The 365-nt window shown below is 54.2% G+C and carries 1 protein-coding gene; it reads left to right on the plus strand.

Annotated elements, in window-relative coordinates:
• Positions 1 to 25: 25 nt before the first annotated feature.
• Positions 26 to 365, plus strand: a 340-nt coding sequence (locus R0J87_RS18895; protein ID WP_498888142.1) for a hypothetical protein, incomplete at its 3' end; no start/stop codon positions are given.

Raw genomic sequence — 365 nt, forward strand, 5'->3', positions numbered from 1 at the left:
GCCGTACGACACGACGCAGACATTGATGGGTCGCAACTGGGTTAACAACTGGCAGCGAAGGATCGACTTGGCCGCGGTAAATGCGAGCGTGCCTCGAATTGTTGCTTATCGAGGTGATCAGCAGCCCTTTGCCTTCACGCTGAGCGGTGGCGCGTGGACTGTTCCCGGGACTCCAGGTATATCCCTGACGAACGGTGGCGACGGATACTTCTATCTAAAAGACGACCGGCTTGGTACGACAGAAAGATATTCGGCCAGTACTGGTCTGTTGAAGTCAGAAACAAGCCGGACTGGTGTATACCGTGAGGTCTTTTACGATGGCCAAAGAATTTATTCTGTCGGACAGTGGCCCGTCGATCGCATCG

The organism is Halomonas sp. SIMBA_159, from assembly GCF_046536035.1.
GTDB lineage: Bacteria > Pseudomonadota > Gammaproteobacteria > Pseudomonadales > Halomonadaceae > Vreelandella > Vreelandella venusta_A.